The sequence below is a fragment of the Streptomyces sp. SA15 genome (assembly GCF_002291145.1).
Taxonomy (GTDB): domain Bacteria; phylum Actinomycetota; class Actinomycetes; order Streptomycetales; family Streptomycetaceae; genus Streptomyces.
Genome location: NZ_NTGE01000040.1, coordinates 178,268 through 203,871 on the forward strand (window position 1 = coordinate 178,268; position 25,604 = coordinate 203,871).

Genomic DNA, 25,604 nt, shown 5'->3' on the forward strand with positions numbered 1-25,604 from the left:
GTGGTGGCGCGGCGCGCTCTGAGCGGAGGTGCGCCCACCGCCACGGGCCGGTCCCTCGAGGCTGAGGAGTTACGTGAGATGGGACTGACCGCGAGGATCCGTACCCGGGACGGATGGGCCGTGTCGCACGCGGTCGTCACGGTGACCGACATGACCGGCTCGCAGGTGCTGCGGGCCGAGGCGGACGCCGAGGGGGCCGTACGGGACCCGAACCCGCTGGAACCGGGGGCGTACACCGTCATCGTCACCGCCGTCGGGTACGCGCCCGCCGCCTGCAGCGCGCTCGTCACCGCGAGCGGGCGGGCCGAGGTCGGGACGGTGACGCTGGCCCGGCAGGGCGGCACCGAGCTGCCGCCGCCGGGGCCGTGGACCGTCGACCCGGCGCACTCCAGCGTGGCCGCCGTGGCCCAGCACCTGGGGATCTCCAGCGTGCACGGCCGGTTCACGGAGTTCTCGGCCTCGATCGAGATCGCGCCCGACGACGTGAGCAAGTCCCGGGTGGAGGCGGTCATCCGGGCCGCGTCCATCGACACCGGGAACGGGATGCGGGACGAGCACCTGAGGTCGCCGGACTTCCTGGACGTGGAGCGGTACCCGGAGATCACGTACCGCTCGACGGGCCTGGCGGAGGCCGGTTCCGACCGCTGGACGGTGCACGGCGAGCTGGCCCTGCACGGTGTCGTACGACCGGTCGACCTGGACCTCGCCTACCTCGGCACCGGCGCGGACCCGTGGGGCGGCACCCGGGCGGCGTTCCGCGCGACCGCCCAGCTGCGGCGCGAGGACTTCGCGATGGACTACAACCAGGTCGTCCAGGCGGGCATCGCGGCCATCGGTACGACACTGAAGGTGGAGCTGGACATCCAGGCGGTGCAGGGGGAGTCGCTGCCGCCGGCATAAGCCCGGCCTGTTACATGAGGCCGACTATGCGGGGCGGGGCGAACAGGTGGCGGGCGAGGTGCTCCTCGGCCACCATGACGACTCCCCGCACCATGTCCGGGGTCCGCTCCCGCGCCCTGGCCAGGGATTCCTGGTGGCCGGCGCAGGTCTTGCAGGACGGGTCCCAGTCGGGCAGCGACTCGCGGTGCGCGTCGGCCAGATGGCGGCTGAGGCTGATCTGCGTCCCGACGATGCTGTCCGTGACGTCCCAGTCGACGCCCGGGTCCTCCGCGGTCAACCCGGCGATGACGGCCTGCACGTGCTTCATCGCCTCGTAGCGGCGGACGCACTCGGCGCAGTCCCACATCCACCCGGGCGGCAGCGGCCACTGTTCCTCGGGGCTGAGGTCTTCCGCGCTCATGCGGACGACGGTAGGCGGTGGGAGTGGGGCGGCGCAGGCCTCCGGCGAAACATGGCCGCTCTGGTTCTAGGGCCCTTCTGATGGATCTCCGTGGGAGAAGGAGCGGCGTCCGGTGCGTGCTCTCGGCGTGCCGCGTGGAAGTCCTCGTAGCGGAGCTACTAGGGCTTTCGCGCGGTGCGGCGAGAGTGCGTGCCGGACGCCGCGACGCCGCGGAGATCCGTCAGAAGGGCCCTAGGCTGGCCCCATGGCACCGAACATCGCGACCAACACCTCCGTGTCCCTGGACGAGCTGCTGGACTTCGTACGGCCCCGGCACCGGGCGATCCTGCTGACCCGGCGTGCCGACGGCAGCCCCCAGGCATCGCCACTGACCTGCGGCGTCGACGACTCCGGGCGGATCGTCGTCTCGACCTACCCCGAGCGCGCCAAGACCCGCAACGCCAAGCGGGATCCCCGGGTCAGCCTCCTCGTGCTGAGCGACGACTGGAACGGGCCGTGGGTCCAGATCGACGGCACGGCCGAGGTCATCGACATGCCCGACTCGGTGGAGCCGCTGGTGGAGTACTACCGGAACATCGCCGGTGAGCACCCGGACTGGGACGAGTACCGGGAGGCGATGGTGAAGCAGGGGAAGTCGATCATCCGCGTTACGCCGGAGAGGTGGGGGCCGGTGGCTACAGGGGGCTTTCCGGCACGGCTGGTCGGCGAGGAGGGGTAGGCAGGTCAGTCAGCCGCGGGCCACCATCGCCTCGATCCCCGCGACCAGCAGGTCCAGGGCGAAGTCGAAGTCCCGCTCCCACATCTCCTCGACCGTGTCGCCCCCGCGGGCCTCCATGAGCTCCGCTGACTCCTGGATGAGCTCAGAGGCTTGCGGGGCCCGCGTCACCGTGCTCATGGCGTGCTGGAAGTAGTCGTCCGGGGTCATGCCGAAGTCCGCGCTGCGGGCGAGGAAGTGGCCCTCCATCGTGCCGAAGCCGTACACGAACTGGAAGACGGCGGAGATGGCGGCCGCCAGACCGTGCGTGGGCAGGCCGGTCTTGCGGATGACGCGCTGCACGACGCGCGAGAAGGCGAGGTTGTTCGGGCCGATGTTGACGTAGGTGCCGACGAGCGGCGACACCCAGGGGTGGCGGACCAGCACGGCCCGGTACCCCTGGGCCAGCGTGCGCAGCTGGTCGCGCCAGTCCTCGTCGGCGTCCGGGTCGGGCAGCTCCACCTCGCCCATGACCGCGTCGAGGGCGAGTTCGAGGAGGTCGTCCTTGGTGTCGACGTACCAGTAGACGGACATCGCCGTGACGTTCAGCTCGGCGGCCAGCCGGCGCATGGAGAACTTGGCCAGTCCCTCGGCGTCCAGCAGCCGTACGGTGACCTCGGTGATCCGGTCCCGGTCCAGCCCGGACGGCTGCCCGCCACCACGCCCACCGCGACGCGACTTGCCCTCCAGCCAGACACTGGTCCGCGCCGCCCGCCGGGCCGCTTCCACCATGGCGCACCTTCCTGGACTTGCCAACGCCCCTTCAGGGGCGCGGGGCTGCATCGATATGTGGCTCCGCCACGATGGGGGTCCCCCCGCTCGAGCGAAGTCGAGAGTGGGGGAGCGACCAGCCACAACGAACCCGCAGCCGCCCGACTACCCAACCACCGAGCTCCTAGGCGGATTCTCCCCTCTCCGCCCGCCGCAACAACGCCGCCGCGACCAACCCCCCGAGCAGCACAGCCACAGCCCCCACCAACTGACTCGTCTCCAGCCCAGACGAAAACGCGTCGGTGATACGAGCCTTCTCCTCCGCCGACGACGCCGAAGCCAACGCCGCCGGCAACGAAGAAGCCGCCACAGAAATCCCCGCCGCGAACCGCGAGTTCAGCACCGCGCCCAGCACCGCGACCCCCAGCCCCTGCCCGAACTCCGCCAACGTGCCGTTGACGCCCGCCCCCACCCCCGCCTTCTCCGGCGGAATCGCGCTCATCACGGCGTTGGCCATGGCCGGCATGGCGAAGGCGACGCCGGCGCCCATGACGATCAGGCCGAGCAGCATGCCGCCGTAACCGTCCCCGCCGAGCAGTGCGATCGCCGCGAGCCCCGCCGCCAGGCAGGTCATGCCGGACGCGATGGTCAGCGGCGTGCCCAGTTTCGGCAGCAGCCTCGCACTCACCCCCGTGAGGTTGAGCGCGACGATGGTGAGGGCGAACGGCGCTGTCCGCAGACCCGCCTCCAACGGGCCGTATCCGAGGACGAACTGAAGGTGCTGGGTGAGCAGGAAGAGCGAGCCCGCCATCCCGAAGGCGACCAGGATCGCGCCCGCGACGGCGCCCGTGAACCTCCGGTTGCGGAAGAAGTGCATGTCCAGCATCGGGTAGGGGATGCGCAGCTCCCACGCCGCGAACCCGGCCAGCACGACGACGCCGATCCCGGCGGAGGTGAGGACGGGCGCGGAGGTCCAGCCGTCTTCGGGCCCGGTGATGATCGCGTAGACGATGCTCGTCATACCGATCGTGGAAAGCAGCGCGCCGAGCAGGTCGGGGCGGTCGCCCTGCGGGTTCCTGGACTCGGGGACGAGGGCGAACACGGCGATCAGGCCGATGGCCGCGACCGGGATGTTGATGAGGAAGATCGCGCCCCACCAGAAGTGGTCGAGCATCACGCCGCCGATCAGCGGGCCGGTGGCGAAGCCGAGCGAGTTGACCGTGGACCACAGGCCGATCGCCTTCACACGCTCGCTGTCGTCGAAGATCTGGACCACGACGGCGAGCGTGGTGGTGATCAGGAGCGCACCGCCGACGCCCATGCCGGCCCGGGCGGCGATCAGCTGCCCGCTGGTGGTCGCGAGACCCGCCACGAGCGAGCCGATGCCGAACAGGGCCAGGCCCGCGAGCAGCAGCTTCTTACGGCCGTAGCGGTCGGCGGCGCTGCCCGCGGTGAGCAGCAGACCGGACTGCACGAGCGAGTACGCGTTGATCATCCACTGGATGTCGGAGGTGGCCGCGTCCAGCTCGCTGGTGAGCGAGGGGATCGCCACGTTCAGGACAGTGTTGTCGAGCAGCACGGTGAGCTGCGCGAGACAGATCACGCCGAGGATCAGCCAGCGCTGCGGGTGGCCGCCTGTCCGTATCTGCGCGGGGGCCTGTTCCTTGGGGGACGTCGTCATGCCGTACACCGTAGAGCAGCTCCCATACGGTGTACAACGAAAGATGCGGAGGCGGGGCGGCAGCCTCAGCCACCGCCCCGCCTCCGACCGATCGTCAGCCGCTCGTCAGCTGCTCGCCTCCTGCGTGAGGTCGTAGAAGGTCGCCGAACCGACCGTCACCTTCTTGAAGTTGGCCTCGACCCAGGAGGTGATCTGCGAGGAGGTGCCGCTGTCGCTGCCGCCCATGGCACCGCCGCCGGTGCCGCCGGAGATGAAGTAGTGGATCTTGCCGTCCGCCACGTACTCCTTGAACTGGGCCAGCGTCGGCGACGGGTCCGTGCCGTTGAAGCCGCCGATCGCCATCACCGCCTCACCGGTGGCGAGCTGGTAGCTCGCGGCGTTCTGGGCGCCGATGGCCGCGGCGGCCCACGTGTACTGGTCGGCGTCGGCCTCCAGCAGCTTCTTGGCCTCGGAGGTGACGCTGGCGCCGTTGAGCAGCCCGCCCATGCCGCCACCGCCGCCCATGCCACCGCCGTCGCCGGTCTGTCCGCCGGGCATGGTGCCCTGCTGGTTCTGGCCCTGGGTGGTGCCGTTGCCGTTCTGCTGGTTCTGGCCGCCGGGGATTCCGCCGGTGCCGCCGCCCGGGAAGCCGTTGCCCTGCTGGTTCTGGCCCTGCTGGTTCTGGCCCTGCTGGTTCTGACCGCCGCCCGGCATCCCGCCGAAGCCGCCGCCAGGGCCTCCGCCCCGACCGCCCCCGCCCATCATGCTCGCCCCAGCCGGCCCCGCCGTGACGATGGACCCGGTGTGCCCCTCCTGCAGAGTGCTGAGCGTGTACGCCGTAGGCCCGGCCAGCGAGGCCACGATGCCCAGCCCCACCGCCGCGAGCGCGAGCTGCCGCCCCAGCTTGGCCACGAAGATCAGGCCGAGCGCGGCGACCAGGCCACCGATCAGGACCAGCCACTTCAGCCAGGGCAGGTAGTCGGGGGTGCGGTTGAGCAGGACGTAACCCCAGGCGGCGCTCGCCACGACCGCCGCCGCGAGGGTCAGCGACGCCCACATCTCGCGCCGCTTCTCCCACAGGGCGGCCCCGCCCATGCCGATCACGGCCGCCATGTAGGGGGCGAGGGCCACCGTGTAGTACTGGTGGAAGATGCCCGCCATGTAGCTGAAGACCACCATGGTCATCAGCAGCGAGCCGCCCCACACCAGGAACGAACTGCGGGTCAATGACGTCCGCTTGCTCTTCCGCGTCGCCACCAGGCCCGCGACCAGCAGGATCAGCGCGGCGGGCAGCAGCCAGGAGATCTGGCCGCCGATCTCGGAGTTGAACATCCGGTCCCAGCCGGTCTCACCCCACTGGCCCGTGCCGCCCCCGCCACCGCCGCCGACGCTGCCGGTCTCCTCGCCGTTCAGGCGGCCGAGGCCGTTGTAGCCGAAGGTCAGTTCGAGGAAGCTGTTGTTCTGCGAGCCGCCGATGTACGGGCGGGAGGAGGCCGGCCACAGCTCGACGATCGCGACCCACCAGCCGCCGGAGACGACGAGCGCGAGCGTCGCGAGGGCCAGCTGCCCGAAGCGCTTCCTCAGGTTCACCGGCGCGCAGAGCGCGTACACGATCGCCAGCGGCGGCAGGATCAGGAAGGCCTGCAGGGTCTTGGCGAGGAACGCGAAGCCGATCGCGACTCCCGCCCACACCAGCCACTTCGTACGGCCGTCCTCCAGGGCCCGGACCACGAGGTGGCAGGCCACCGCCATCAGCAGCGCCAGCATCGCGTCCGGGTTGTTGAACCGGAACATCAGCGCCGCGACAGGGGTGAGCGCGAGCACCGCGCCCGCGAGCAGACCGGCCCCGGGGCTGAACCGGCGGCGCACGGAGGCGTAGACGACGGCGACCGTACCGACGCCCATCAGGACCTCAGGGGCAAGGATCGCCCACGAGTTGAGGCCGAAGATCCTGACCGACAGCTCCATCGGCCACAGCGAGGCCGGGGGCTTGTCGACGGTGATGGCGTTGCCCGCGTCCAGCGAGCCGAAGAAGAACGCCTTCCAGCTCTGGCTGCCGGCCTGGACGGCCGCGGAGTAGAACGAGTTGGCGTATCCGGAGGCGCTCAGGTTGTACAGGTAGAGCACGGCGGTCACGAGGAGCAGGCCGAGGAACGCGGGGCGCGCCCAGCGGGGGTCCTCGGGCCGGCCCCGCCACAGTCTCCGGGCGAAGGGCTGCTCGGGCTCGCCGGACCCAGGGGCGGCCGGTGGCGCCAGGGGCTCCTGAACTGCCGTATGGGAAAGGGCTGTTGGTGGGTCCCAGCTGGTGTGACCCTGCTGGGTCGTCGTCGGGTCGGTGTGCGTGGTCATCGGGAGTCCCTCGGGTCGGTGTCGGTCGGGCGCACCGGCTGCAGGTGCAGGGTCGCGTCCCCCCGGGTGGTGCGGTCCGCGGCCTCACCGGCGCGGAAGGGGGTGGTGTCGTACGGGGATCGGGGTGCCGTGGTGTAGCGGTGCCGATGGGGCAGCGGCGGGTACTGCGGCTGCGTGGAGTAGGTGGGCGGGGACGGGGCGGGCGACGGCGTGTGCGCGGCGACGACGGTCGACTCGCGCTTGTCCGGGAACACCCACGCCCTGAAGAGCAGGAAGCGCAGGACCGTGGCGGCCAGGTTGGCGGCGATGAGGACCGCCAGTTCGGTGGAGTGCGCGGGTTCGGAGGTCGCCGCGTTCAGGGCGGCGAGGGAGCCGCTGGTCAGCGCGAGGCCGATGCCGAAGACGACCAGTCCCTGCGCCTGGTGCCGGACGGCACCGCTCCGCCCGCGTACCCCGAAGGTCAGCCGCCGGTTGGCCGCGGTGTTCGCGACCGCCGAGACCAGCAGGGCGAGCGCGTTGGCGAGCTGCGAGCCGCCGAACTGCCGGAAGACCGTGTAGAGCAGCAGGTAGAAGAGGGTGGACAGACCGCCGACGACACAGAAGCCGACGAGCTGGCGGGCCAGGCCCTTGGGTACGTCCTGGATCTCGCGGTCGCGCGGATCGTCGCCGAACGGGCGGGTGATCCGGTCCAGCGGCAGCGAACCGGTGGCCAGGGCCTTGCCCACGCGCCACACGCCCTTGAGGTCCTCGGTCGCCGTCCTCACGATGTGGACCGTCGAGTCCGGGTCGTCGACCCAGTCGACGGGGACCTCGTGGATACGGAGGCCCGCGCGCTCGGCGAGCACCAGCATCTCCGTGTCGAAGAACCAGCCGGTGTCCTCCACCAGCGGCAGCAGCACCTGCGCGACATCCCGGCGGATCGCCTTGAAGCCGCACTGGGCGTCGGAGAAGCGGGCCTGGAGGGAGCCGCGCAGGATGAGGTTGTACGCGCGGCTGATGAACTCCCGCTTGGGTCCGCGGACGACGCGGGAGCTACGGGAGAGCCGGGAGCCGATCGCGAGGTCGGAGTGGCCCGAGATCAGCGGGGCCACCAGCGGCAGCAGGGCGTTGAGGTCGGTGGACAGGTCCACGTCCATGTAGGCGAGGACCGGGGCGTCCGAGGCGGACCAGACGGTCCGCAGCGCCCGGCCGCGGCCCTTCTGCTCCAGACGGAAGGCCCTGACCTCCGGGAGCTCCGCCTCCAGCCGCGCGGACACCAGCGGGGTGGTGTCCGTCGACGCGTTGTCCGCGATCGTGATGCGGAACGCGTACGGGAAGGTGCGCTCGAGGTGGTCGTGCAGTCTCAGCACACACGGCTGGAGGTCCTTCTCCTCGTTGTAGACGGGGATCACTACGTCCAGGACAGGCGTACCGGCGTCTGTGGCCGGGAGGTGCTCCCGCGCCGGCAGGGTGCCGGGAGAAGAGTCGGTTCGCATGGAACCGACTCAACTCAAGTCCCCTGTTGCGCCCGTATGGTGGCGCTGTGCTGTGCCTGTGAGTGCGGTTGCCAGTTCGTTTCGGGCGCCGGACGGGGCGTCACCGGGACCGATGCGGGCAGGTGAACCGTGAAGACGGTCCGCCCGGGAACGCTGTCGACGGTCACCGCGCCGTCGTGCGCGGCGGCGACCGCCTGCACGATGGCGAGGCCCAGACCGGTGGACCCGGAGGCGCGGGAGCGCGAGGAGTCGCCGCGCGCGAACCGTTCGAAGACGCGTGGCAGCAGTTCCGCCGGAATGCCCTGACCGTCGTCCTCGACGTCCACGCACAGCCACGGCCCGCGCCGCTCGACGCGCGCGGTGACGGTCGTGCCGGGCGGTGTGTGCGTACGGGCGTTGGCCAGCAGGTTGACCAGCACCTGCTGCAGGCGTGCGGCGTCCGCCGACACCAGGGCCGGTTCGTCGGGCAGGTCGAGGCGCCAGTTGTGGTCGGGGCCGGCCGCGCGCGCGTCGCTGATGGTGTCCACGACGAGCGGTACGAGGTCGGTCTGCTCGAACTGCAGCGGCCGCCCGGCGTCCAGGCGCGCGAGCAGCAGCAGGTCCTCGACGAGGAGGGTCATCCGCCCGGCCTCGGACTCGATCCGGCCCAGCGCGTGCCGGGTGTCGGGCCCGACCTGCTCTCTGCCGCGTCTGGTGAGCTCGGCGTACCCGCGGATGGAGGCCAGGGGAGTACGCAGCTCATGGCTGGCGTCGGCCACGAACTGCCGTACCCGCGTCTCGCTCTGCTGGCGTGCGTGCAGGGCCCCGTGGACGTGGTCCAGCATCCGGTTGAGCGCGGCGCCGACCTGGCCGACCTCGGTGTGCGGGTCGGTCTCGGACTCGGGGACGCGCTCGCTGAGGTTGACCTCGCCGGTGTGCAGGGGGAGTTCGGAGACGCGGGTGGCGGTGGCGGCGACCCTGCGCAGGGGGCGGGTGGCTACGCCGACGAGGACGTAACCGGCGATGCCGGCGGCGACGAGGCCGGCGGCGGTGACGCTGAGTTCCACGAGAATGAGGGTGTTGATGGTGCTGTCGACATCGGTGGTCGGCAACGCCACGTAGTAGGAGCCGTTGCTCCCCGTCCGGTACTCGACGCGGTACTCGCCCAGCCCCGGAAGCGTCACGGTGTGCGGCTTTCCGTCCTTGGAGACGGCGTTCAGCTCGGCCTTCTGTGCGTCGCTGAGCGCGTAGGGCGTGGCGTCCGTGACCCCCGTGTCGTCCGTCGTCCGCTTGCTGTACATGCCCTCGGTGATGGCACCGTTCTGGACCTTCGCGGCGACGGTGCCGATCATCTGCTGCGGCCCGCGGGTGACGAACTCCGAGAGGTCAGGCACCTTGGGCGCCTTCTTCTCCAGATCGTCGGGCCGGGGCGCACCCGGAAGCTCAGGACCCGCGCCCGCCGCGCGCCCCACCACCTCACTGAGCGAGTCGTCCAACTGCTCGTACAGGTGCTCCCGCAGCGCGAATGTCGTCACCGTGCCGATCACCGCACACACCACGGCGATCAACACCACGGACGCGACGACGAGCCGTGTCCGCAGGGTGCGCGGCTGACCCGCTCGTTTCTTCTGCGGACGCGGCCGTCGCCGTCCGCTCATGACACCGCGGGCTTGATCAGGTAACCGGCGCCGCGGCGGGTGTGGATCATCGGCTCCCGCCCCGCGTCTATCTTCCGGCGCAGGTACGAGATGTAGAGCTCGACCACATTGGCCTGCCCGCCGAAGTCGTACGACCACACACGGTCGAGGATCTGCGCCTTGCTGAGCACGCGCCGCGGGTTGCGCATGAGGAAGCGCAGCAGCTCGAACTCGGTGGCGGTGAGGTGGATGTTCTCCCCGCCGCGCGACACCTCGTGGCTGTCCTCGTCGAGCATGAGGTCGCCGACGACGAGGACGGATTCGGAGCGACGGTCGGCGGCACCGGAGCGGCGGATGAGCCCGCGCAGCCGGGCGACGACCTCCTCCAGGCTGAACGGCTTGGTGACGTAGTCGTCGCCACCGGCGGTGAGCCCGGCGATACGGTCCTCGACGGCGTCCTTGGCCGTCAGGAACAGCACCGGCACGTCGGGCAGGTCACGACGGAGCCGTCCCAGCACGGCCAGCCCGTCCATGTCGGGCAGCATCATGTCCAGCACGACGGCGTCGGGCCGGAACTCGCGCGCTGTCTGGACGGCGCCCTGTCCGTCACCCGCGCTCCGGATCTGCCATCCCTCATAGCGCAGGGCCATGGACAGCAGTTCGGTGATCGACAACTCGTCGTCCACCACAAGCACTCGGACGGGGCTCCCGTCCGGCCTCAGCAGTTCGGTGCGCCCCTGGGGCGAGGTCGTGGTCATGCTGGACACCTTGTCGGGGCTCCCTGAGAACACCCTTTCGCGTCTCTGTGATTTTCCTGAGAAACGCACAGGGGGCTCTCAGGAAGCTCCTGGGGTACTTCTGGGTGCTTCTTACCTGTCGCCTTACCTGTCGCCGTCGGCGGCGGGCGCGAAGTGCACCGGAATGTACTGGTCGTACAGCCGGTCGTTGGTGGCGGTGAAGTCCGCGCGGGTGACGATCGCGCACTGCACGGTCACGTCACAGACGACCCCGTCCTTGATCTCGGGCCGGAGATTGTCCAGCGTCGTGCGGAACTTGCCGCCCTCCTTGTAGGGGAAGGTGATCTCGGGTGTGCCCGTGCCGGTGTCGGTGATCCAGCGCGACGATCCGTCCTTGGTCTCCCGGCCGGGCAGACAGGGGCCGGGGAGAGTCTTGTACGTCGCGGGGTCGCCGACGTGGACACCTTCGGGTATCGCGCAGAAGGCGAGGAAGATGCCCTGCGCGCGGTTGTATCCGGCGCCCTTGACCTTGATGGTGCCGCCGGAGGCCGGCAGGAAGGTCTTGTCGGCGGCCAGCCGCAGGTCGAACGTCTGGCCGTCGGCCGTGGTGACCGTGCGGTGCGCGTAGCCGCCGAACTGCGGGTACGCGTCGAACGACGGCGCGGCACTCGCGGTACCGGCCAGCGGGAGTACCGAAGCGAGCCCTGCGGCCGCGGCGACGGCGAGCGCGGGGCGCAGTCGCCTTCCGACGCGGGATGTTGTGGGGGGTTTCATGAGGCGGAGGCCGTCCTCTCGGAGATGCGTTCCCTGTGAACGCCCTTGATCGCCATGCCTAAGACACGACTGATCAGTAGGCAACTCCGGCCGCGATCCTTCACATTTCCCCCACCCACACTCAGAACAGACCGTCCTGCATAGTCATCGTCTTCCTGAACTCCCGTACCGGAACGGTCACTTCACCGCTCCCGGCGTCACCCCCGGCGGGAACCAGCTCCCACCCCGTCATCAACCGCGTGTCCAGCACGACCACTCCGGCCCCCGTCTCCAGATGCAGATCCGGCCCGGCCGCCGCCACCAGCCGCCCGCTCACCGCGCCCCCGGCGACGAGCTCGCTCACTTCCCCGACGGCTTCCGCCAACTCCCCGAGCCCGAACACCCGGACATGATCGACCGGTTGGAAGGGCGCGGGTACGAGCGAGTCCGGCCGACCCCCGAGCGCCACCGCCCGCGCATGCAACTCCGCGATCTCAGCCGCTCGTTCAGCCTCCGACGCAGGCAAGGCACTGCGCACCGCGCGCTTCTCGCCGTACGGAATCCGATCCGGCACACCGAGGGCGGCGCGCAGGAGTTCCTCGGTGCGCCGCGCCGCCATCAGTGGCCCGCTGCCCAGCCAGCTGAAGCAGACGGCGCCCTGTTCAAGCAGGCGCGCGGCGCCCCGTTCTTCGGCGGTGATCCCGACCTTGACCATCCCGGGTCCGAACCAGGCCAGGTAGACGCGGTACGGCCGAGGGTCGTCCGCGATCGTGTCGGCGGCCACCGATTGCGCCCGGTCCAGCCGCGCGCACTCCTCGCACCGCGCCCCCGTACTCCGCCCCCGCACCGCCGCCCGCACCGGGCACGCATGCCCCCGCGCTCCCACGCATGTCCGCACTCCCCCTTCCGCGACCCCGAAGGCCACCCGCTTCCCCCAGGTCAGCGCACTGCGCCGACCCCCGTCCCACGTCAGCACGGGACCGTCCGCCGCCCACCGCAGCCCCGAGCACTTCCATGCCTGTGCCATCGCTCTTGAGATTAGGGGGCGGCACTGACAATGGCGGGTTCGGGCAGGTCAGAGTTGGTCTCACGCGGTTCGGCGTCGCTGGCTTTGCTCGGTTCGGCGTCGCTGGCTTTGTGCGGTTCGGCGTCGCTGGCTTTGCGCGGTTCAGCCCCGCTGGTTCTACGTGGTTCAGCTCCGAGGCGTGGCAGCAGCGGGCGCCGGCTCACCGGCCGCCGTAGGAACGACCTCGCCCGCAGCGGCCGTACGCCGCGCTCCCCGCCCCGCCAGGCGGCACCCGACACACCCGGGGTGCCCTGCGCGGGCCCCCGTGTCCCGCACCCGCATCCCCCACTGCTCCCTGGGCCGGATGCCCGGCGGCTTGCCCCAGCCGGTGAGGTGCAGCGCCCAGGTGACGAGGACGCTCACCGCCACGATCCCGAGCCCGCCGACCACCAGAGGGGCCGACACCATGCACACCCCCAGCCCCAGTACCGCGGTCCCGACGGTCGCGATCCCGAAACCGGTCCAACCTGCGACCGTGTGCCCCTCGTCATACTGGTGTGCGCTCACGTGCCCGCCTCCCTCTCGTACGGGTACCTCACAGCCTAAGAAATTTAACTCATAAATCTCTCACGCACTAAGGGAATCGGGAATCCGGATGCAAGCCAAGCCGCGCCCCGCCGCCACTCCGGCCCAGGCGCTCTCCGCGATGGACTCCCTGGTCGCGGCCCACCTGCTCGGCCAGCAGGAGATGGCCCAGCGGCTGGGCCTGACCGTCACCGACCTCCTCTGCTTCGCCTGCGTCCTCAAGGCCGGCGAGGACCTACTCACGGCCGGCGACCTCGCCGAACACGCCCACGTCACGACGGGTGCGGTGACGGGCATCCTCAACCGGCTGGAACGCGGGGGCTACGTCACCCGCGTCCCCGACCCCAAGGACCGCCGCCGCGTCCGTGTGGCCGCCGTCCCGGCCGCGGTCGCCCGCGTGCACGCCCTCTACGAGCCGTACTACGCGCGCCTGAACGCCGTCTTCGCCGACTACTCCCCCGACGAGATCGCCGTCCTCGCCGACTGGTTCACCCGCACGACCGGCCTGGCCCACGGCTACATCGAGGAACTCCGCGTCGAGGACGCGAAGGACGCCGAGGGCAGCTGATTCGACCCGGCCTGGGCGCGACCCCACCCTGCGTGGTGGAGCCAGCCCTACCACCGGTTCGGTAGGTCACTCCATCGTTCCCGGCGACGGGCGACGGCATCGTTGACGCCAGCTGATCCCGCCTGATCCGCCTGATCCCGACTGATCCTGATCCCGACTGATCCTGATCCTGACTGATCCTGATCCTGATCCTGACTGATCCCGGATGAAGCTCCGCTGAAGCCCCGTTGAAGCCCCTCAGGGTTCAACTGCCTCAGTCGGTCCAGAGGTTCGCGCCCCATCCGGAAGGAAACAGCCATGGAGTCGCCACTCCCGTCCAAGCCGCAGTCGGCTCCGGGTCCCCTCTCCTCCTTCGTCCGCTTCGTGGTCTGCGGCGGCGGTGTCGGCGTCCTCTCCAGCGTCGCCGTACCGCTGGTGGCGACGGCGATGCCCTGGCCGGTGGCGAACGCGCTGATCACAGTCGTCTCCACCCTCCTGTGCACCGAGCTGCACGCCCTGTTCACCTTCGGCACGGGCAGCCGCCCCGGCCTGCGCCGGCATCTGCAGTCCGCCGGCTCGGCCACGGTCGCGTACCTGGTGACGTGCGCCGCGATGTTCCTCCTCCACGCGGTGCAGTCGTCGCCCGGCCCGCTGTGGGAGCAGGCGGTCTACCTCACCGCGTCCGGACTGGCCGGCACAGGCCGCTTCCTGGTGCTGCGTCTGTTCGTCTTCGCGGGCGGCCGGAGCACCAGGACCTCCGCACCGAAGCGGGCGACGAGCGACTGGAACAGTCCGTTTGTGAGGGCTGGGGTGTTTGCCGGATGAGGGCTCAATGGCGAGCTAACGTGCCCATGTCACTGTTCATGTGAGAGTGCACCATGTGCACAAGGGGGGTTTTTACACATGCGGAAGACCTGGAACATACGCAGATCACGCAGAGCACTGACCCGACTGACCATCGCACTGCTCGCCGCGACCGGCCTCGCCCTGTCCGGCTCGGGCACCGCCCAGGCCACCGTCATCACCGAGATCCCGGCACCCACCGCCGACGGCGTCTCGGCGACGGTCAAGTTCTACGGCGCCGTCGTCCCGAAGCACTACAACCCGGACCCGAACGCCCACTTCGGGGACCGCAAGTGCCAGAACACCTACCACGACTACCTGCCGACGCCGGGCTGCGGCGGCTTCCAGGTGGGCGTCGAACTGCACAACGTCCGCACCCAGCCGGGCTACATCGCCGGGCTGCGCAGCACCGACGACTACTTCGACGCGTACGCGGACACCGCGCGCACCTTCGGCTGCCTCAGGCCCGACGGCACCTTCGACCACGGCACCGCCTTCGTCGTCCGCACCGAGCAGCAGCCCCTGAAGCACGTGTACTACACCACGCAGACCTCCTGGGTCCTCTACCAGCAGGCCCAGTACCCCGACACGGACACGGGCCCGTACTTCTACATGAACTTCCCCGCCGTCGAGGTGAACTGCCCCGAGGGCATGACCCCGACCCAGTACGGCCTGAAGGTCAGCAACCTCAAGGTCACCGTCGAGGACGACAACGTCTTCGGCCACACGACGTGGAGCACGCCGGGGCCGTTCTACGGCTAGAAGGGGCGGGTTCTACGACGGCCAGGACACACCGGACCGGTTCTACGACGGCCAGGACGCACCGGACCGTTTCCACGACGGCCAGGACACACCGGACCGTTTCCACGGAGGATTGCGGCGCCCGCATCTCACGGGCGCCGTATCCGCACCTGCTCAGCGATCCGCCGCCAGCAACTCACCGATCCGCTCGTGCAGCGCGCCCGGCACGCGAATGCCCCATCGCTCGGCGGCCTCGGTGCTCATCTCCCGGCTCCAACGCCAACTGCTCCGCGCCGCCGCCTGGAGCTCCTGTGGCAGGGCGGCGGACGTGGTCGCGGTGTACCGCGCCCGATCGGTGGCCGGCAGATCCTGTTCCAGCGCCCGGCTGGGTGTCAGCCAGTGGACGGTGCTGCCCCGCAGCAGCCGGCAGAGCTGAAGCTGCAGGGGCACGACGACGATGTGCAGCACTGCGTGGGCGCGGGCCACTTCGCCGCGGGCCAGGACGTGGGCGAGCATGAGGGTCCAGTTGGCCAGCTCGTGGGTGAGCTGCTGCGCGGTGGTGGCGGGCTCGGGCGGCCGGAACGCGGCCAGGTGCCGGGCGGCCCGGGTCAGGCGGCCGGTGCGGTCCAGCAGGACGGCGCTCTCGGGCCGGGGCAGGTGCACCACCCCTTCCCAGGCGGGGACTTCGTCGATGCCGGGCCCGGCCGCGGTGATGTGGAACTCTCCCCGCATGAGGTCGTCGAAGACGACGGCGAGGATGCCGTGCATGTTGGTGTACGCCAGCTCGAGCGGGGCCAGTCGTTCCAGGAAGGCAGGCCCGTCGAAGTCGTCGACGTGCTTGTCCTGGACGTAGAGGTACGCCTCGATGTCGGAGTGGGCGTCGGCCTCGCCGAGCGTCCAGGAACCGTAGAGCAGGACACCTTCGAGCCGAGGTTCGGACCGGGCGATCTCCCGCAACCGGGCGATGCGGTCGTCCAGCGCGGGGCAGGCAGAGCGAGAGGACATGATGGTGGCTGACTCCTGAGTGAGCACGCGGACGTGCGGCCACGCACGCGCGAACGCCCGGCGCCGGCCGGGCGGGGAACGGTGGACCGTGTCGTACCGGTCTGCTCAGGAAACGCCCATGGGCGGGATTCTACGCGCCAACTCCCTCTGCCCGCCTACCACTTTCTCACCATCTCCTCAACCACCGAACGTCCAGGCTTCTCCCCCTTCCCCAGGCCCGACTCGGCCTCGCGAACGGTTTTCGTCCACACAGGCAACTCCTGCCTCCCGTTCCGCTTCTCACACAGCGACACCCCGCGGGAGGAAAGGACTTGCAGTGCGAACAAGTCATGCTGGACGGCTGGTGCTCGCCCTCACAGCCACAGGGGCGGTGCTGGCGCCCACGTCCCTGGCACAGGCGGCGGAGCCGCTCCGCGTCGACCTGAGGTCGGACGTCAACCGTGACGGGCGGGTCGATGTCACCGGTGACTCCGACACGTCCGGAGAGGACAGCTGGTCCATCGGGCGAGGCGCGCTCGTCCTGCCCAACCTCGACGACGACAGCAGGCGTTGCAAGGCCACGGGTCCCGGCGGCAGACCGCTCCCCGACGCGAAACTGGCCGCCTGCAACGACGCCCAGGACACGAAGGTCAACGGCACCGCCGACGCCGCCGACCTGGCCCGCGTGCGCTCGGTGCCGATGAAGAACGTGCCGTCCGACGCCAAGGGCAGCATCAAGGTCACCACAGGATCCGCGCAGACCCGGGTCTTCCTCAAGCGGTCCGGCACCTGGACGCCGGTCACCGCCGGCACCCGGCTGACGGCCGAGGAGCTGCGCTCCGGCGTGGAGTTCGGCGTCGAGGCCAAGGACGTCATCCGGGACAGCCGGAAGTGGGACGGCCGTACGGTGATCCGGCTGACGGTGAACTCCGCCGCCGGCAGCACGTCCGACTCCCTCACCCTGCGCGTCGCCCCGCTGCTGACCCACCACCACCTCCAGCGGGCACAGCAGCTGATGGTCACCAAGCTGCCCGGCAACGACCCCGGCGCGAAGATGCAGCAGGCCTTCGTCAAGGACCTGGCGAAGGAGGTCCGGCAGGCCGGCATCATCAAGCCGCTGGTCACCCTCACCAAGTACCAGGACGTCTGGGCCCAGGACTTCGTCGAGCCGGCCTACGTCAGCATGACCGGCCCCGGCGGACACCGTCAGGTGATGCGCGTGATGCTGCGCTCCGCCCAGGACCGGGAAGCGGGCCGGGAACTGTACGAGAGGCTGCGCGGCCCGAACACCGGCGTCGTCCAGGCCAAGGGCCCGGACATGAAGGGCTGGGAGACCCTCAACTCCATGGGCAACCTGGAGACCATCCCGCCGTACGCGCTGGGCGGCCGGTCGTTCCCCGCCGGCCGCGTCATCATGGGCGAGCGCAAGGACTCCAAGGTGCGCCCGTCGCAGGAGATACGGACGCTGCTGAAGTCCCAGGGCCTCCAGGACCCGCTGCTGCTGGACACGTCCTGGCTGTACGTCGGACACGTCGACGAGTTCGTGCAGTTCCTGCCGGCCGACACCCCGCGCGGCTGGCGGCTCGGCGTCGCCGACCCCGAGGCCGGACTGAAGCTGCTGCGCGACGCCCAGCGTGAGGGCCACGGCAAGACCAAGATGTTCTCCGTCCCCGCCTCCGCGGGCGCGGTTCCGAAGGAGACCATCGACCAGGCCCTCGCCTCGCGCCACCTGGTCGCCGACAACACCATGGCCGCCCAGCGCATCGCGGCCAACGTGGAGCTCCTCAAGCGGGAGACAGGCATCACCGACGCCGAGATCGTACGGGTCCCTTCCCTTTACACCCGCGGCACCGAGGACGAGCGGAGCGGCACCCGCACCCCGACGCTGAGCCGCCTCGGCGGCACCGTGGCCCCGCAGGCGACCGAGGAGTACGGCCAGCAGAGCTTCCTCGCCCGGGACCGCGACGCCTCCGCCGCGCCGGCCGAGCCGACCGTCGAGACCGCCGCCTACGTCCCCGGCGCCGTCAACGGCATCATGCTCACCCGCGACCGCTACCTCGCCCCGCGGCAGTGGGGCCCCGTCATCGGCGGCCAGGACATCTTCACCAAGGCGGTCACCGCCGCCTACACGCAGGCCGGCCTGAAGGTGTCGTACATCGACGGCTGGTACTACCACCTCGGCATGGGCGAGGTGCACTGCGGCACCAACACCCTGCGCGACGCGTCGGCCGCCTGGTGGAAGCCCTGACAGGGCTGGGTCCTGTCATGTCTTCCACCAGCGTCGACTGACACGCCAGGGGCCCCGGATCTCCCCGGCCCCTGGCCTGTGCGCACCGGGAAGGCGCGAGCGCCGGCGTACGTACTCGCTATTCGACCTCGACCCAGTCGAGGCTGCGTTCCACGGCCTTCTTCCAGCCCGCGTAGCCCTTCTCCCGCTGCTCTTCGCTCCACTGCGGCTCCCACCGCTTCGACTCGTGCCAGTGCAGGCGGAGCTCGTCGGTGCTCTCCCAGAAGCCGGTGGCGAGCCCCGCCGCGTAGGCGGCGCCGAGCGCGGTGGTCTCGGCGACGACCGGGCGGCTGACCGGTACGCCGAGGACGTCGGCCTGGATCTGCATGCACAGGTCGTTGGCGGTGACGCCGCCGTCGACCCGCAGCACGTCGAGTGCCACCCCGGAGTCCTGCTCCATCGCCTCGGCCACGTCGCGGCTCTGGTAGCAGATGGCCTCCAGCGTCGCCCTGGCGAGGTGCGCGTTGGTGTGGAACCTGGCGAGGCCGACGATCGCGCCCCGGGCGTCGGAGCGCCAGTAGGGCGCGAACAGTCCGGAGAAGGCCGGTACGAAGTAGATGCCGCCGCTGTCCTCCACCTGCCGGGCCAGTGTCTCGACCTCGGTGGAGGAGGAGATGATCCGCATCTGGTCGCGCAGCCACTGCACGGCGGACCCGGTGACCGCCATGGACCCCTCCAGCGCGTACACCGCCGGGGCGTCCCCGAACTGGTACGCCAGCGTGGTCAGCAGGCCCGTGCGGGACCGGACGATCTCGGTGCCCGTGTTGAGGACCAGGAAGTTGCCGGTGCCGTAGGTGTTCTTCGCCTCGCCCGGGCGGAAGCAGACCTGGCCGACCGTGGCCGCCTGCTGGTCCCCGAGGACGCCGGTGATGGGTACGGCGGTGCGCAGCGGACGGGTGGTGCGGGTGGTCCCGAACGCCTCCGGGTGCGAGGAGGGGTTGATGGCCGGGAGCATGGCGCGCGGGATGCCGAAGATGTCGAGCAGTTCGTCGTCCCAGTCGAGGGTCTCCAGGTTCATCAGCATGGTGCGGCTGGCGTTGGTGACGTCCGTGGCGTGGATGCCGCCGCTCGGACCGCCGGTGAGGTTCCACAGCACCCAGGCGTCCGTGTTCCCGAAGACGGCCCGGCCGTCCTCGGCGGCCTCCCGGACACCGTCGACGTTCTCCAGGATCCACTTGATCTTGCCGCCGGAGAAGTACGTCGCCGGTGGCAGCCCCGTCTTGCGCCGGATGAGGTCGCCGTGCTCCCGCTCCAGCGCCGCGGCGATGGAGTCGGTGCGCGTGTCCTGCCAGACGATCGCGTTGTAGTACGGCTGACCGGTGCTGGGGTCCCAGATGACCGTGGTCTCCCGCTGGTTGGTGATCCCGATGGCCGCGAGGTCGGCGGCGGACAGGTCGCTCTGGCGGATGGCGTTCTGCATCGTGGAGTTCGAACGTTCCCAGATCTCCACGGGATCGTGTTCGACCCAGCCGGAGCGCGGGAAGATCTGCTCGTGTTCGAGCTGATGGCGTGCGACCTCGTTGCCGTCGTGGTCGAAGATCATGAAGCGGGTGCTGGTGGTGCCTTGGTCCACCGCACCGACGAACTCGGGCATGGTCGTCCCTCTCACTCGTCCGGCGCGGGCACCCGGCCGGGTTCCTGCTCGGCGACCGGCAGATGGGGGCTGATCAACAGGCGGTAGAGCAGCGCCCCGACCAGGCCGCCGAGCAGGGGTCCGGCGATCGGCACCCAGAAGTAGAGGTCGCCGTTCTGATCGCGCCAAGCGCCTCCGTAGCCCGTGAGGAACGCCGCCAGCCGGGGTCCGAGGTCGCGGGCCGGGTTGATCGCGTAGCCGGCGTTGGTTCCCCAGGCCATGCCGATGCCGACGACGATCAGGCCGATGATGAACGGGGCCATGTTCGCGCCCGGCGGTGTGTTCAGCAGGTCGGTGACCGCGAAGATGAGCAGCACCAGCAGCGCCGTGCCGATGATCTGGTCACGGAAGGCCCCGAGCTGGCTGATCGGGAGCGTGCCGTTGCCCGGCAGGGTGGAGAAGACGATCTCCGTCTTGTCGGTGTGGCGCGGGTCGGCCTTCGCCAGCACCTCGGTGTAGTTCCAGCGCACCAGCAGGGCGGCGACGAAGGCGCCGGCCGTCTGGGCCAGCGCGTACGGCAGGACCTTGCTCCACGGGAAGCCCTTGAAGGCCGCGAGCGCGAGGGTGACCGCGGGGTTGATGTGGGCGCCACTGACCCGCGCCGCCACATGGACGCCGAGGACGACGCCGAGGCCCCAGGCCCACGCGATGCTGTCGTGGTCACCCAGGCCACCGTCGGTCAGCGCGCCACCGGCGACGACCTGCGCGACGACACCGCATCCGAACAGGATCAGGATCATGGTGCCGGCGAACTCGGCCGAGAGTTCACCGACGAGACGCGCCCTGGAGGTGGGTTCCGGCATGTTCAGATCGTCCGCGGCGCCGGCGCGAGCGGCATCCACAGACGGGCCGAACGGGTGAGTGCCCTGAGGGAACGGCCGGTCAGGCTTCGGAAGCGTCCTCGCTACGGCCCTCGGAGAACTCCCACCAGGCAAGGGGGAGCCAGTCTCCGTCGACGAACCCGTCGACCGCCGACCCCCGGCCGCTGATCGACACGGGGGTGCCGGGCGGGTAGGTGGTGCCGGACAGCCCGGACACGGGGACGAGCAGGGTCCCGAGGCGTCGCATCACTGTTCGCTCACTCTCGCTTCCGCACAGGTAAATATGTGATGACAATAGCCAACTTGTCCGATGGCATACAGCGGGCGGAGCATGAGATAGAGCACGAAAAACACGAGGGCACGAAAGCAGCACTACCGGGCGGAGGTGCGTAGGCATGAAGGCCGTCGTCTACAAGGGACCGTTCGAAGTAGCGGTCGAACAGGTGGAGACCCCTGGGCTACAGCACCCGAACGACGTGATCGTCCGCGTGACCTCCACCGCGATCTGCGGTTCCGACCTGCACATGTACGAGGGCCGCACCGCGGCCGAGCCGGGCATCGTCTTCGGCCACGAGAACCTCGGAATCATCGAGGAGACCGGGGATGGGGTGTCGTCGCTCAAGCGGGGCGACCGGGTGGTCATGCCCTTCAACGTCGCCTGCGGGTTCTGCAAGAACTGCACGGCCGGTTTCACGGGCTTCTGCGTGACCGTGAACCCCGGGTTCGCGGGCGGTGCGTACGGCTACGTCGCGATGGGTCCGTTCAGCGGAGGCCAGGCCGAGTACGTACGGGTGCCGTACGCCGACTTCAACTGCCTGAAGCTCCCGGAGGGCGATGCCAACGAGAGCGACTTCGTCCTGCTCGCCGACATCTTCCCGACGGGCTACCACGGCAACGAGCTGGCCGACGTCCGTCCCGGCGAGAGCGTCGCGGTGTACGGCGGCGGGCCGGTCGGCCTGATGGCCGCCTACTCCGCCCTGCTGCGCGGCGCCAGGAAGGTGTTCGTCGTCGACCGGGTGGCCGAGCGGTTGCAGAAGGCCGAGGAGATCGGCGCGATCCCGGTCAACTTCGCCGACGGCAGTCCGGTGGAGCAGATCAAGGAGCAGACGGACGGAGAGGGCACCGACAAGGGCATCGACGCGGTGGGCTACCAGGCCCAGGCCCGCGGCGAGGACCGCGAGGAGCCGGCGACCGTTCTGAACTCGCTTGTCGAGACGGTACGGCCGACCGGAGCGCTCGGCATTCCGGGCCTGTACGTTCCGTCCGACCCCGGCGGCCCGGACGAGCAGGCCAAACAGGGCAAACTGCTGGTGGCCGTCGGCAGGCTCTTCGAAAAGGGACTGCGCCTCGGCACCGGCCAGTGCAACGTCAAGCGCTACAACCGGCAGCTGCGCGACATGATCATCGAGGGACGCGCGCGGCCCAGCTTCGTCGTCTCGCACGAGCTGTCACTCGACGAGGCGCCGTCGGCGTACGAGAAGTTCGACAAGCGCGTCGAGGGCTACACCAAGGTCGTACTGCACCCGAACCAGTGACGGACAAGGCCAACCAGTGACGCAAAAGGCCCCGGATCTCTCCGGGGCCTCTCACCTGTGCGCACTCGGCAGGATTCGAACCTGCAACCTTCTGATCCGTAGTCAGATGCTCTATCCGTTAAGCTACGAGTGCTTGTTTTTCCTGCCGATCCCGGTCCTTCTGGCCCGCTCGCGGCGACAGGAAGAACATTACATGACTGCCGCCGCCATGTGAAATCCGTTTGCCGTAGCCCTTGTGACCTGCGGAAATGGCTCTACGGAGGGGTGTGCTGGCAGGTGCGTGAACGACGAAGCCCCGGCCTGTTGGACCGGGGCTTCGTGATCGGGCGCGGAGGCGGAGGGATTTGAACCCTCGATGGGATTGAAGTCCCAAACCGCATTAGCAGTGCGGCGCCATAGACCGGACTAGGCGACGCCTCCAGCACAGCCGCCCGCGCGAGCGCGAGTGGTGCGTGCAGATGATGACACAGTCGAGCGGGGTGTCACCAATCGCCTCCCACGGTACTAGGCGGGCGGGTCGCAGGGCAAAGCAGTTCACCCGCCCCAGGCGCCGGTCGGGCGGCGCGCAACGTCCGCGGGACCCAGGCGTTAGTCAGGGCATGTCGCAGGTCTTCCGGCTCGGCCGGTTCGCAGGATTCGCTCAGTTGATCGTCGCCGTCGGCTCCGTCGTGTCCGTGTCCGCCGCGCCCGCCGCCGCCTCCTCCCTCGCCGCGCCCCCGCCCGTACGGGACGAGGACCGGGCGGCCGGCGATCACCTCACCGTCACCGTGCGGAACGCGGGCCGGGGTGCCGACGGGACGTACGAGGTGGACTGTCACCCCAGTGGGGGGAGTCACCCCGACGTCAGCGGGGCGTGTGGCGCCGTCGACCGGAACACGCGCTGGGGGAAGGACGCCTTCGCCCCCGTGCCGCGGGACACCGTCTGCACCATGCAGTACGGCGGGCCGGCCACCGCGCATGTCACCGGGACGTGGGCCGGGCGGCCCGTCGACACGAGGTTCGACCGCAGCAACGGCTGTGAGATCGGGCGCTGGGATCGGTTCGTGCCGCTGCTGCCCGATCTCAGGGCTCCGGCCCGGGCCCGGTAGGCGAGCGGCCTTCCGGAGTGCATGGGCGCGCCCGGCCCACCGGCACAGCTGTTTCATGGCGGATGCCCCGACTCCGCAAGGGTCCCGCGAGAGTGCCGTAAAGGTCCGGCGAACGTCTCGCGAAGCCGAAGCGGAAGGCTGAGCAGGAACCCTTGCATGTGGTCGCATGTCCGGTCACACGTTCTGCTTCACTTCCTCGTGCGACCTCCCTCTCATCCGGCGTCGCGAGCGCAACCACTGCCCTTAGACTCCCTCGCGTGACACGTCGCGGGCAGGTTGGCAAGATGGCCCGAGCGGTCGGCAAGGTGCGGTAACAGGGAGGAAGCGTCTCGTGAGCAGCAGGCCATCCCGAGGCGCTGCTCGCCTCGCAGCCATACTGGACGCGCTTCCCGATGCGTTGGTGCTGGTCAACGCCAATGGGACCGTCGTCAACGCCAACACCATCGCCCTGGAGGCCTTCGAGGCGCCGGGGACCGCGCTGGTGGGGCGGGGGCTTCTCGATCTGCTGCCGCACTTCGACTCCAGGCTCATCCCCGGGTCCATGCGGCGGCCCGACCACATGGACCCGCGCGGGCGCACCAAGCCGACCCGGATGGTCGCCAGGCGGACCGACGGGAGCGAGTTCCCGGTCGAGGTCACCAGCGCGAATCTGGAGAACGGCCAGCAGGCCTACGACGGCTACGGCTACGGCGGCGACGAGCTGCTGATGCTCGTCGTACGGGACTTGACCGGGACCGTCGACACCGAGGCCGAGCTGGCCCGGTCGCAGCGGCAGACCGAGATGATCCTGCGGGCCGCGTCGGAAGGTGTCGTAGGAACCGACACCGACGGGCGGATCGTGCTCGTCAATCCGGCCGCCGCTCAGATACTGGGTTATCGGGCCAGCGACCTCGGCGGGCGTGAGCTGCACGACCTCATCCTCCACTCGCGTGCCGACGGGACTCCCTTCCCGTACGAGGAGTCGGCGCTCGCCGACACCCTGCGCTCGGGGCGCAAGCACCGGGTGCGCGGGCAGGTGCTGTGGTCGAAGAAGGGCGAGAAGGTTCCGGTCGACCTGACGACCGCGCCCGTCCGCGACGGCGACCAGCTCGTCGGCGCCGTGATGACCTTCGCCGACCGGCGGCCGTACGACGCGCTCGCCGAGGAGAAGACCACCGCCGAGCAGCGGCACGAGGAAGAGCTGGAGCGGCTCTCCGAGGACCACGCCTCCGAGCTCACCGCGCTGCGCCAGAAGCACGTGACCGAACTGGAGGAACTCCAGGAGCGGCACGAGGAGGAACTCGCCGCGGGCGAGGAGCGGTACGCCGCCCTGGGCGAGCGGGAGAAGGACCGCTACGAGGCCCTCGCCGGGCGGCACGAGCAGCTGCTGACACTGCTCGGGCGGTCGCTACGCGGACCCCTCGACGAACTGCGCCGCGAGCTGGCCGCGCTGGCCGCCGACGACGCGGGGCAGTTGTGGCCCGAGGCCAACCAGGTGCTCCATCACCTGTCGGCCGGCTATTCGCGGATCACGACCCTCATCGACAACGTCCTCGGATATCAGCGGCTCGACACCGGCGCCGACGACATCACTCGTACGAAGGTCATGCTCGACGCCGTCGTGGCGGCGGGCGTCGACGGGGCCGTGGAGCTCATCGGGCCCGGGCGCGTGCAGTTCGCCGTGCACGCGCCGCCCATCGAGGCCGAGGTCGACCCCCGCCTCCTCGCCACCGCGCTCGCACACCTCGTCGCGGACGTCGCCGGCGTCGACGCGACCGGCAACTCGCCCGTCTCGGCGGGCGGTTACCTCGACAACACCGTCGTCGTGGCGGCGGCGCAGCGCGGTGAGGGCGTACGCATCGAGGTGCGCGGGCCGTACGCCGGCGGAGACCCGGTGCACGAGCCGATCGTGCGCGGAATCGTGCGCGCCCATGGAGGCGTGCTCCAGACGCACGAGGTGCCGGGGATGAGCGGCAGCGCGTACGTCCTCGAAGTGCCGATCGGTGGCGGGGCGGGGGCCGTCGCGGCTCCGGGCCCGGCCGCTCTGGAGGCCGCACCTCAAGCGGCCCCTCAAGAGGTCGCCCTGCCTGAGCAGGCCACCTCCGGCGGTGGGCGGCGACGGGCCCGGCGGGCCAACACCGACGCCTTCCTGGAGAGCGAGGTGGCGGGGGCCGAGGGTGCGGAGCCGGAGGCCGCTGAG

23 protein-coding genes and 2 tRNA genes are annotated in these 25,604 nt (G+C 70.2%); 9 read left to right on the plus strand and 16 right to left on the minus strand.

The genetic code is table 11. The features are described from left to right. Window positions 1-78: 78 nt before the first annotated feature. Window positions 79-900, plus strand: a complete 822-nt coding sequence (locus CLM62_RS07230; RefSeq protein WP_095749007.1) for a YceI family protein — start codon at window positions 79-81, stop codon at window positions 898-900. Between the two features lie 10 nt (window positions 901-910). Here CLM62_RS07230 and CLM62_RS07235 read toward each other — a convergent pair whose 3' ends face one another. Continuing rightward, complete coding sequence (locus CLM62_RS07235) at window positions 911-1,300, minus strand: hypothetical protein (protein WP_143658964.1); 390 nt, start codon at window positions 1,298-1,300, stop codon at window positions 911-913. 244 nt (window positions 1,301-1,544) lie between these two features. On the opposite strand from CLM62_RS07235, the gene CLM62_RS07245 reads away from it, so the two are divergent. Then, complete coding sequence (locus tag CLM62_RS07245) at window positions 1,545-2,018, plus strand: PPOX class F420-dependent oxidoreductase (RefSeq protein ID WP_095749009.1); 474 nt, start codon at window positions 1,545-1,547, stop codon at window positions 2,016-2,018. A gap of 9 nt (window positions 2,019-2,027) precedes the next feature. On the opposite strand, the gene CLM62_RS07250 is transcribed toward CLM62_RS07245, so the two are convergent. The 9 genes from CLM62_RS07250 to CLM62_RS07290 all read right to left on the minus strand — a co-directional run bounded on the left by CLM62_RS07250 (window position 2,028) and on the right by CLM62_RS07290 (window position 12,928). Beyond that, window positions 2,028-2,786 carry a TetR/AcrR family transcriptional regulator gene (locus CLM62_RS07250; RefSeq protein ID WP_095749010.1) on the minus strand — a complete coding sequence of 253 codons (759 nt, stop codon included), beginning with the start codon at window positions 2,784-2,786 and terminating at the stop codon, window positions 2,028-2,030. A 163-nt stretch (window positions 2,787-2,949) separates the two neighbouring features. Continuing rightward, window positions 2,950-4,446 carry an MFS transporter gene (locus tag CLM62_RS07255; RefSeq protein ID WP_095749045.1) on the minus strand — a complete coding sequence of 499 codons (1,497 nt, stop codon included), beginning with the start codon at window positions 4,444-4,446 and terminating at the stop codon, window positions 2,950-2,952. Between the two features lie 105 nt (window positions 4,447-4,551). Next, window positions 4,552-6,774, minus strand: a complete 2,223-nt coding sequence (locus CLM62_RS07260) for a glycosyltransferase family 39 protein (RefSeq protein ID WP_095749011.1) — start codon at window positions 6,772-6,774, stop codon at window positions 4,552-4,554. Then, window positions 6,771-8,249, minus strand: a complete 1,479-nt coding sequence (locus CLM62_RS07265; RefSeq protein WP_095749012.1) for a bifunctional glycosyltransferase family 2/GtrA family protein — start codon at window positions 8,247-8,249, stop codon at window positions 6,771-6,773. Before CLM62_RS07265 ends, CLM62_RS07260 begins: the two co-directional genes overlap by 4 nt. 14 nt (window positions 8,250-8,263) lie before the next feature. Beyond that, window positions 8,264-9,886 carry a cell wall metabolism sensor histidine kinase WalK gene (locus CLM62_RS07270; protein WP_095749013.1) on the minus strand — a complete coding sequence of 541 codons (1,623 nt, stop codon included), beginning with the start codon at window positions 9,884-9,886 and terminating at the stop codon, window positions 8,264-8,266. Further along, on the minus strand, window positions 9,883-10,623 hold the full coding sequence (locus tag CLM62_RS07275; protein WP_179381986.1) for a response regulator transcription factor: 741 nt from the start codon (window positions 10,621-10,623) through the stop codon (window positions 9,883-9,885). Before CLM62_RS07275 ends, CLM62_RS07270 begins: the two co-directional genes overlap by 4 nt. Before the next feature lie 123 nt (window positions 10,624-10,746). Further along, window positions 10,747-11,376, minus strand: coding sequence for a hypothetical protein (locus tag CLM62_RS07280; protein ID WP_095749015.1), 630 nt, complete (start codon window positions 11,374-11,376; stop codon window positions 10,747-10,749). A 121-nt stretch (window positions 11,377-11,497) separates the two neighbouring features. Continuing rightward, entirely contained in the window at window positions 11,498-12,382 is an 885-nt protein-coding gene (locus CLM62_RS07285; protein ID WP_095749016.1) for a DUF2797 domain-containing protein, read from the minus strand. Between the two features lie 165 nt (window positions 12,383-12,547). Continuing rightward, complete coding sequence (locus tag CLM62_RS07290; protein ID WP_095749017.1) at window positions 12,548-12,928, minus strand: HGxxPAAW family protein; 381 nt, start codon at window positions 12,926-12,928, stop codon at window positions 12,548-12,550. An 88-nt stretch (window positions 12,929-13,016) separates the two neighbouring features. Here CLM62_RS07290 and CLM62_RS07295 point away from each other — a divergent pair, with 88 nt between their 5' ends. The 3 genes from CLM62_RS07295 (at window position 13,017) to CLM62_RS07305 (ending at window position 15,098) form a co-directional block, all read left to right on the plus strand. Then, window positions 13,017-13,514, plus strand: coding sequence for a MarR family winged helix-turn-helix transcriptional regulator (locus CLM62_RS07295; protein ID WP_095749018.1), 498 nt, complete (start codon window positions 13,017-13,019; stop codon window positions 13,512-13,514). Between the two features lie 297 nt (window positions 13,515-13,811). Continuing rightward, window positions 13,812-14,318: a hypothetical protein gene (locus tag CLM62_RS07300; RefSeq protein WP_095749019.1), complete on the plus strand. Its 507-nt coding sequence runs from the start codon at window positions 13,812-13,814 to the stop codon at window positions 14,316-14,318. Between the two features lie 78 nt (window positions 14,319-14,396). Continuing rightward, window positions 14,397-15,098, plus strand: coding sequence for a hypothetical protein (locus CLM62_RS07305; RefSeq protein WP_095749020.1), 702 nt, complete (start codon window positions 14,397-14,399; stop codon window positions 15,096-15,098). Between the two features lie 153 nt (window positions 15,099-15,251). On the opposite strand, the gene CLM62_RS07310 is transcribed toward CLM62_RS07305, so the two are convergent. Continuing rightward, window positions 15,252-16,082 carry a DNA polymerase subunit beta gene (locus tag CLM62_RS07310; RefSeq protein ID WP_095749021.1) on the minus strand — a complete coding sequence of 277 codons (831 nt, stop codon included), beginning with the start codon at window positions 16,080-16,082 and terminating at the stop codon, window positions 15,252-15,254. A gap of 316 nt (window positions 16,083-16,398) precedes the next feature. Here CLM62_RS07310 and CLM62_RS07315 point away from each other — a divergent pair, with 316 nt between their 5' ends. Continuing rightward, window positions 16,399-18,309, plus strand: coding sequence for a protein-arginine deiminase domain-containing protein (locus CLM62_RS07315; RefSeq protein WP_257003702.1), 1,911 nt, complete (start codon window positions 16,399-16,401; stop codon window positions 18,307-18,309). A 118-nt stretch (window positions 18,310-18,427) separates the two neighbouring features. On the opposite strand, the gene glpK is transcribed toward CLM62_RS07315, so the two are convergent. From glpK to CLM62_RS07330, 3 genes are all read right to left on the minus strand, one after another. Next, window positions 18,428-19,942 (minus strand): glycerol kinase GlpK, encoded by a 1,515-nt coding sequence (gene glpK, locus CLM62_RS07320; RefSeq protein ID WP_095749023.1) that lies wholly within the window; start codon window positions 19,940-19,942, stop codon window positions 18,428-18,430. An 11-nt stretch (window positions 19,943-19,953) separates the two neighbouring features. After that, the gene (locus tag CLM62_RS07325; RefSeq protein ID WP_095749024.1) at window positions 19,954-20,784 is read right to left on the minus strand and encodes an MIP/aquaporin family protein; all 831 of its coding nucleotides are present in this window, start codon (window positions 20,782-20,784) and stop codon (window positions 19,954-19,956) included. Between the two features lie 79 nt (window positions 20,785-20,863). Further along, a complete protein-coding gene (locus tag CLM62_RS07330) occupies window positions 20,864-21,049 on the minus strand; it encodes a hypothetical protein (RefSeq protein WP_095749025.1) in 186 nt (61 codons plus the stop codon). A gap of 148 nt (window positions 21,050-21,197) precedes the next feature. Between CLM62_RS07330 and CLM62_RS07335 the strand changes: the two genes are divergently transcribed. Next, entirely contained in the window at window positions 21,198-22,337 is a 1,140-nt protein-coding gene (locus tag CLM62_RS07335; protein WP_095749026.1) for a glutathione-independent formaldehyde dehydrogenase, read from the plus strand. Window positions 22,338-22,397: 60 nt separating this feature from the next. Here CLM62_RS07335 and CLM62_RS07340 read toward each other — a convergent pair. After that, window positions 22,398-22,470, minus strand: a tRNA-Arg gene (locus CLM62_RS07340). 196 nt (window positions 22,471-22,666) lie between these two features. Next, window positions 22,667-22,757: transfer RNA gene (locus CLM62_RS07345), tRNA-Ser, on the minus strand. Window positions 22,758-22,936: 179 nt separating this feature from the next. Between CLM62_RS07345 and CLM62_RS07350 the strand changes: the two genes are divergently transcribed. Both CLM62_RS07350 and CLM62_RS07355 read left to right on the plus strand, forming a co-directional pair. After that, complete coding sequence (locus CLM62_RS07350; protein WP_095749027.1) at window positions 22,937-23,425, plus strand: SSI family serine proteinase inhibitor; 489 nt, start codon at window positions 22,937-22,939, stop codon at window positions 23,423-23,425. Window positions 23,426-23,756: 331 nt separating this feature from the next. Next, the coding region (locus CLM62_RS07355) for a PAS domain-containing protein (protein ID WP_143658966.1) at window positions 23,757-25,604 on the plus strand (1,848 nt) is incomplete at its 3' end.

Bases quoted from the DNA above. Each gene is read 5' to 3' on its own strand.
- CLM62_RS07230 (WP_095749007.1), top strand. From the start codon at position 79: ATGGGACTGACCGCGAGGATCCGTACCCGGGACGGATGGGCCGTGTCG.
- CLM62_RS07235 (WP_143658964.1), bottom strand. From the start codon at position 1,300: ATGAGCGCGGAAGACCTCAGCCCCGAGGAACAGTGGCCGCTGCCGCCC.
- CLM62_RS07245 (WP_095749009.1), top strand. From the start codon at position 1,545: ATGGCACCGAACATCGCGACCAACACCTCCGTGTCCCTGGACGAGCTG.
- CLM62_RS07250 (WP_095749010.1), bottom strand. From the start codon at position 2,786: ATGGTGGAAGCGGCCCGGCGGGCGGCGCGGACCAGTGTCTGGCTGGAG.
- CLM62_RS07255 (WP_095749045.1), bottom strand. From the start codon at position 4,446: ATGACGACGTCCCCCAAGGAACAGGCCCCCGCGCAGATACGGACAGGC.
- CLM62_RS07260 (WP_095749011.1), bottom strand. From the start codon at position 6,774: ATGACCACGCACACCGACCCGACGACGACCCAGCAGGGTCACACCAGC.
- CLM62_RS07265 (WP_095749012.1), bottom strand. From the start codon at position 8,249: ATGCGAACCGACTCTTCTCCCGGCACCCTGCCGGCGCGGGAGCACCTC.
- CLM62_RS07270 (WP_095749013.1), bottom strand. From the start codon at position 9,886: ATGAGCGGACGGCGACGGCCGCGTCCGCAGAAGAAACGAGCGGGTCAG.
- CLM62_RS07275 (WP_179381986.1), bottom strand. From the start codon at position 10,623: ATGACCACGACCTCGCCCCAGGGGCGCACCGAACTGCTGAGGCCGGAC.
- CLM62_RS07280 (WP_095749015.1), bottom strand. From the start codon at position 11,376: ATGAAACCCCCCACAACATCCCGCGTCGGAAGGCGACTGCGCCCCGCG.
- CLM62_RS07285 (WP_095749016.1), bottom strand. From the start codon at position 12,382: ATGGCACAGGCATGGAAGTGCTCGGGGCTGCGGTGGGCGGCGGACGGT.
- CLM62_RS07295 (WP_095749018.1), top strand. From the start codon at position 13,017: ATGCAAGCCAAGCCGCGCCCCGCCGCCACTCCGGCCCAGGCGCTCTCC.
- CLM62_RS07300 (WP_095749019.1), top strand. From the start codon at position 13,812: ATGGAGTCGCCACTCCCGTCCAAGCCGCAGTCGGCTCCGGGTCCCCTC.
- CLM62_RS07305 (WP_095749020.1), top strand. From the start codon at position 14,397: ATGCGGAAGACCTGGAACATACGCAGATCACGCAGAGCACTGACCCGA.
- CLM62_RS07310 (WP_095749021.1), bottom strand. From the start codon at position 16,082: ATGTCCTCTCGCTCTGCCTGCCCCGCGCTGGACGACCGCATCGCCCGG.
- glpK (WP_095749023.1), bottom strand. From the start codon at position 19,942: ATGCCCGAGTTCGTCGGTGCGGTGGACCAAGGCACCACCAGCACCCGC.
- CLM62_RS07325 (WP_095749024.1), bottom strand. From the start codon at position 20,784: ATGCCGGAACCCACCTCCAGGGCGCGTCTCGTCGGTGAACTCTCGGCC.
- CLM62_RS07330 (WP_095749025.1), bottom strand. From the start codon at position 21,049: ATGCGACGCCTCGGGACCCTGCTCGTCCCCGTGTCCGGGCTGTCCGGC.
- CLM62_RS07335 (WP_095749026.1), top strand. From the start codon at position 21,198: ATGAAGGCCGTCGTCTACAAGGGACCGTTCGAAGTAGCGGTCGAACAG.
- CLM62_RS07350 (WP_095749027.1), top strand. From the start codon at position 22,937: ATGTCGCAGGTCTTCCGGCTCGGCCGGTTCGCAGGATTCGCTCAGTTG.